This is a genomic window from Terriglobales bacterium (assembly GCA_035454605.1).
In the GTDB taxonomy this organism is placed as follows: Bacteria; Acidobacteriota; Terriglobia; order Terriglobales; family Acidobacteriaceae; genus DATMAB01.
Genome location: DATIGQ010000192.1, coordinates 1 through 4,725, shown reverse-complemented (window position 1 = coordinate 4,725; position 4,725 = coordinate 1). Strand labels below are relative to the sequence as shown.

At 64.5% G+C, this 4,725-nt stretch carries 7 protein-coding genes; 1 reads left to right on the top strand and 6 read right to left on the bottom strand.

Features of this window, described 5'->3' with window-relative positions; all coding sequences use genetic code 11:
• From VLE48_13620 to VLE48_13600, 5 genes are all read right to left on the bottom strand, one after another.
• Positions 1–1,061 (bottom strand): serine/threonine-protein kinase (locus VLE48_13620; protein HSA94048.1); only part of this gene is annotated, 1,061 nt, incomplete at its 3' end.
• Positions 1,062–1,142: 81 nt separating this feature from the next.
• On the bottom strand, positions 1,143–1,706 hold the full coding sequence (locus VLE48_13615; GenBank protein ID HSA94047.1) for a LemA family protein: 564 nt from the start codon (positions 1,704–1,706) through the stop codon (positions 1,143–1,145).
• 12 nt (positions 1,707–1,718) lie between these two features.
• A complete protein-coding gene (locus VLE48_13610; protein ID HSA94046.1) occupies positions 1,719–2,294 on the bottom strand; it encodes a LemA family protein in 576 nt (191 codons plus the stop codon).
• A 26-nt stretch (positions 2,295–2,320) separates the two neighbouring features.
• On the bottom strand, positions 2,321–3,103 hold the full coding sequence (locus VLE48_13605) for a GIDE domain-containing protein (GenBank protein HSA94045.1): 783 nt from the start codon (positions 3,101–3,103) through the stop codon (positions 2,321–2,323).
• A 65-nt stretch (positions 3,104–3,168) separates the two neighbouring features.
• Positions 3,169–3,882, bottom strand: a complete 714-nt coding sequence (locus VLE48_13600) for an HAD family hydrolase (GenBank protein HSA94044.1) — start codon at positions 3,880–3,882, stop codon at positions 3,169–3,171.
• 114 nt (positions 3,883–3,996) lie between these two features.
• On the opposite strand from VLE48_13600, the gene VLE48_13595 reads away from it, so the two are divergent.
• Positions 3,997–4,338 (top strand): PilZ domain-containing protein, encoded by a 342-nt coding sequence (locus tag VLE48_13595; GenBank protein HSA94043.1) that lies wholly within the window; start codon positions 3,997–3,999, stop codon positions 4,336–4,338.
• Here VLE48_13595 and VLE48_13590 read toward each other — a convergent pair.
• Positions 4,335–4,725: MqnA/MqnD/SBP family protein (locus tag VLE48_13590; protein ID HSA94042.1), on the bottom strand; the 391-nt coding region annotated here is incomplete at its 5' end. The genes VLE48_13595 and VLE48_13590 overlap by 4 nt on opposite strands.

The window sequence follows — 4,725 nt, the reverse complement described above, 5'->3', positions numbered from 1 at the left end:
TCGACTCCCACCGGCGGGTTGATCTCCGCCCGCACCAGCCGCGCCGCCGAATCCGCGCGTCGGGCGAAGTAAATCGCTCCCGCGACAGCGGCCACCGCCAGCAGCCATCCCGTCGCCACCAGCGCCGCTAGCGTGCGCGTGTGCAGGCGTCGCCGCGCCGCCACCGGAGCCGCCACCCCGGCCTGCGATCCTCCCTCCAGTACCCAGCGCAGCTCGCGAGCGACGTCGGCGGCGCTCTGCCAGCGATCCTCCGGAGCCTTGGCCAGGCACGTCTTCACCACGTGCTCCAGTGCCGGTGGCGTCATGGGCTGCAGGGAGGAGATCGACGGCGGTTCCCGCTCCAGGATCGCGCTCGCAACCGAGAGCTGGCTTTTGCCTTCGAACGCCCGCTTCCCGGTCGCCATCTCGTAGAGCACGGTGCCCAGGGCGAAGATGTCGGAGCGCGGGTCGGAGTCCCGGCCTTCGATCTGCTCCGGCGACATGTACTGGAACGTGCCCACCACCGTTCCCGCCTGCGTGAGCGGGCTCTCCGGATTGGCCTTCGTGGGGCTGAACGACGCCGTCATGGCTCCGGGGACGCTCGCCGCCGCCGGTTTCGCCAGGCCAAAGTCCATCAGCTTGACGCCCGACTTGGTCAGCATGACGTTGCCCGGCTTCAGATCGCGATGCACCACGCCCTGCTGGTGCGCCTTGTCCAGCGCCGCGGCAATCTCGATCCCATGCCGCAACAACTGCTCCATGGGCAGCCGCCCGCGCACGAGGCGCTGCGCCAGCGTCTCTCCTTCCAGGTATTCCATCACCAGGAAGTCCACGCCGTCCTGGCTGCCTACGTCGTGCAACGTGCAGATGTGCGGGTGCTGCAGGGAAGAAATCGCCTTGGCTTCGCGTTCGAAGCGCTGTTTGCGCTCGGGGTCGGAGGAGAGATGCTGCGGCAGGATCTTGACCGCGACCGTGCGCTCCAGGCGCGAGTCCTGCGCCTTGTACACCTCGCCCATGCCGCCCGCCCCGATGGGTGCGAGGATTTCGTAGGGTCCGAGTCTGGTGCCGGGAGCCAGTGCCATCGTTGGGCGGGATTATACAGCGTCGTTCCGGATGCCCCATGTCTGCGCCATGTCGTTCGGCGCAGACGTAGGAAAAACACGCTACATGGCCACGCTCACGTCCGCCCGCTCTGTCTCCGTGGCGACGAACAAAGGCTTGCGAGTGTAGGCCAGCATACTGGCGATGAACACATCCGGAAGCTGTGCGATGCGGATATTGAAGGTGTTGACGGCGTCGTTGTACAGCTCGCGCCGGTCGGCGATGTGCGATTCGAGCTGGCTGATGCGCGCCTGCAACTGCAGGAAGTTCTGGTTGGCCTTCAGGTCGGGATACTTCTCCGCCACCGCGAACAGCGTCTTCAGCGCTCCGGCGGTCTGCTGGTTGGCCTGCAATTTTTGATGTACGGTGGTGGCGTTGAGCCAGGCCGTGCGCGCCTGCACCACATTTTCAAGCGTCTGCCGCTCGTATTGCATGTAGCCCTTGCAGGTCTCCACCAGCTTCGGCAGTTCGTCGTGCCGCTGCTTTAGCAGCACGTCGATGTTCGACCAGGCCCGGTCGCACTCGTTGCGGATCGATATCAGGCTGTTGTAGACGGTGATGAAGTAGAGAATCAGCCCGGCGACCAGCAGGAAAAAGAAACCGCCGACGACGGTGGTGGTGACCATGGGCCTCGATTCTCAGGACTGCGCGAAGCTGATCTTCACGTCCTCTCGCTCGGCCGCGGCCGCCTGGAACAGGTCGCGCTTCACGAAGCCCAGGAAGCGGGCCACGATCATGTCCGGCACCTGCGCGATGCGGATGTTGTAGAAGTTCGCGGCCTCGTTGAACTCGTCGCGGCGGCGCGCGATGTCCGACTCCAGCCCGGTCACGCGTCCCTGCAACTGCAGGAAATTCTGGTTGGCCTTCAGCTCCGGATAGTTCTCCGCCACGGCGAACAAAGTCTTGAGCGCGCCCGTGATCTGGTTTTCCGCTTCCATGCGCTGGGCGGGCGTGCCGGCCTGGGCCACGGCCGCGCGCGCCTTGGTGATGGCTTCGAAGGTGCCGCGCTCGTGGGCCATGTAGCCCTTGCAGGTTTCCACCAGCTTGGGCAGTTCGTCATAGCGCTGCTTCAGCAGGATGTCGATGTCTGACCACTCCTTGTCCACCGTGTTGCGCATGGCGATCAGGGTGTTGTATACGGCGATGGCCCACAGCACCACCACCACCGCCATCCCCAACAGCACCACCAGGAATCCCATCGCGATCAAGACCATGCCGACCTCCTTGCCTTCCCAAGACTTTACAGGTTTGTCAGGCGCGCCACCAGCCATCCCAGGCAAGCCAGGAACAGCGCGCCGCCGCCGAACACATAGAGCCACACGTTGCGCGCCAGCTTCTGCAGGACTTCCTTCTGGCTGGATTCGGCGATGAAGAACCAGGGATGGTGCTTGCCCTTCTCGATCACCACTCGCAGGTTCTCGTCCTGTTCGCCGCGGACCTCGTTGGCCATTCCCAGGACATACACGGGCCCGTCCGGGCACAGGTTCCGCTCCGAGAAGCGCATGGGTCCCGAGTAGGAAACGCCCTGGCGCGCGCAGTAGCTGCGGAAGCGCTCCTCGATCGGGCGGCCTGCCAATCCCTCCGCCGGGTCGTTGCGGAACGCCTGCTTCAGCCAGTTCACGATGCCGCTCTCGTTCTCGTACTCCAGGTCCGGAGAGAGGTCCAGTTCAGCGCCCTGCGGGTTCACCCGCACCCGCCCGGTTTCATCCTCCACGAAGAAGGGCACCATGTTCTGTCGCTCGTGTACGGTGACCCAGCGCGAACTCTTGCCGCGCTTCTCATAGCGTTCGATCTTGAGCTGCGAGCAGTAGCAGCGCACCTCGGCCAGCGGGCTGGTGAACCAGGTATCGCCGGTGGCCTTGCCCTGCACTTCCGCCAGGCCCAGGGCGATGGAACGGCACTTCGACGTCGGGGTGTTTTCTACCAGCCGCTTGTTGCGCAGGATTTGGAAGCCCTTGAAGAAGGTGTAGGCGCCGAAGCCGGCGCCGATCGCGGCATAGAAAATATCTCTGTCGTCGGACATCGTGCCCGAAAACGCACAGCATAGCGGAGCGGCAGGGCCGAGTCCAGTTGTGTTCCGAGGCCGCTCTAAAAGTGCCGGCGCAAATCCGTGAAGCGCTCCACCACCAACAGGCGATTGCTGTCCGTGGGCTGATTCACCTCCTCGTGTTCCAGGATCCAGGTGTTGTCGTGGGGCACGAACACGGCATTGAGCCCGGCCGAAAGCGAGGGATTGATGTCCGACCGCGGGCTGTTGCCCACCATCCAGGTGACGTCCGGTTCCAGGCCATACTTTTCCGCCGTGCTGCGATACGTGGCCTCGTCCTTTTCCAGCACGATCTCCACTGCCGCGAAAAACGGCTTGAGCCCGGAGCGCTCGATCTTGCCCGACTGTTCGGTCAGGTCGCCCTTGGTCATCAGGATCAGGTGATGGCGCGCGGTGAGGTACTCGAGCGTTTCCGGCACCCCGGCGATGATCTCCACCGGATGCTCGGCGATGGTGTGGGCGAAGCCGCGGATGGTCTCCTGCAGGCCGGGTGTCAGCGGCTCCAGCGACAGCCGCTCAAAGGTGTCCACCAGGGCATGCGCGAAGCTGTGCAACCCGTAGCCGTGCTTCACGATGCACTCGCGCTCCACGTCGTTGAGCACTTCGCGCACCTGCCCGGCCGTGTACTCGTGGTGATTGAGGAAACTGATGAAGTTGGCGATAGCCCGCTCGAAGTACTTGTTGTTCTCCCACAGCGTGTCATCGGCGTCGATGAGCAGGGTCTGAGGAGAAGGGATGTCAGCTGCGGCACTCATCGCGAATCTCTTATACCGCTCGGACGCGTGGAAGAGCAAAGGGCTGAACGGATTACGCAAGGCGCAGAGCGGACGGCGGATAGCGCACAGCCTTCTTTGCTACAATCGGCCCCGATGACCGGTCCCCAGGAACGACGCAAGTTCGAGCGCGTGGCCATTCCGGAGTCGTCGGGCGTGTTCGCCGCGGACGCGCGTGGCAAGCGCGCCGGCACAGTGAAGATGCTGGGCCGCGGCGGCATGCACCTGGACACCACGCGCCGCTGGCCGGTGGGCGCCAAGCGCCTCCTGGTGATTACCGACGAGCGCGAGGGCATCCGCCGCAGGGTACACACCGTGGTGCGCTATGCCGGCAGCACGGGCGTGGGGTTGGAGTTCGAAAAACTCACTTCGGAGGCCGCCGTCGAGATCGGGGTCATCATCGGGCGGTACTACACGCAGCCGGGCGGCCCGTCCTAACCTAGAAACTCCACCTTCGCCTCGTGCGGGATGATGCCTGCCCGGTGACCCATGTCCAGCAGGCGGCGCACGGCTTCGCGGCCTTCCTCGCCGTAATCCAGCGTGCGTTCGTTCACGTACATGCCCACGAACTTGTTGGCCGAATCCGGGTCCAGTTCGCGGGCGAACTGCATGGCGTATTCCAGCGCCTGCTCGCGATGGTCGAGCGCGTACTGAATGCTGCCCTTGATGGCCGCCGAGACCATTCGGATGGTCTCCACGCCCAGCGAGCGCCGGATAGCGTTGCCGCCCAGGGGCAGCGGCAGGCCGGTGGTTTCGAGCCACCATTTCCCCAGGTCCACAATGCGATGCAGCCCGGCCTTGGCGTAGGTGAGCTGCCCTTCGTGG

Bases quoted from the DNA above. Each gene is read 5' to 3' on its own strand.
- VLE48_13615 (HSA94047.1), bottom strand. From the start codon at position 1,706: ATGGTCACCACCACCGTCGTCGGCGGTTTCTTTTTCCTGCTGGTCGCC.
- VLE48_13610 (HSA94046.1), bottom strand. From the start codon at position 2,294: ATGGTCTTGATCGCGATGGGATTCCTGGTGGTGCTGTTGGGGATGGCG.
- VLE48_13605 (HSA94045.1), bottom strand. From the start codon at position 3,103: ATGTCCGACGACAGAGATATTTTCTATGCCGCGATCGGCGCCGGCTTC.
- VLE48_13600 (HSA94044.1), bottom strand. From the start codon at position 3,882: ATGAGTGCCGCAGCTGACATCCCTTCTCCTCAGACCCTGCTCATCGAC.
- VLE48_13595 (HSA94043.1), top strand. From the start codon at position 3,997: ATGACCGGTCCCCAGGAACGACGCAAGTTCGAGCGCGTGGCCATTCCG.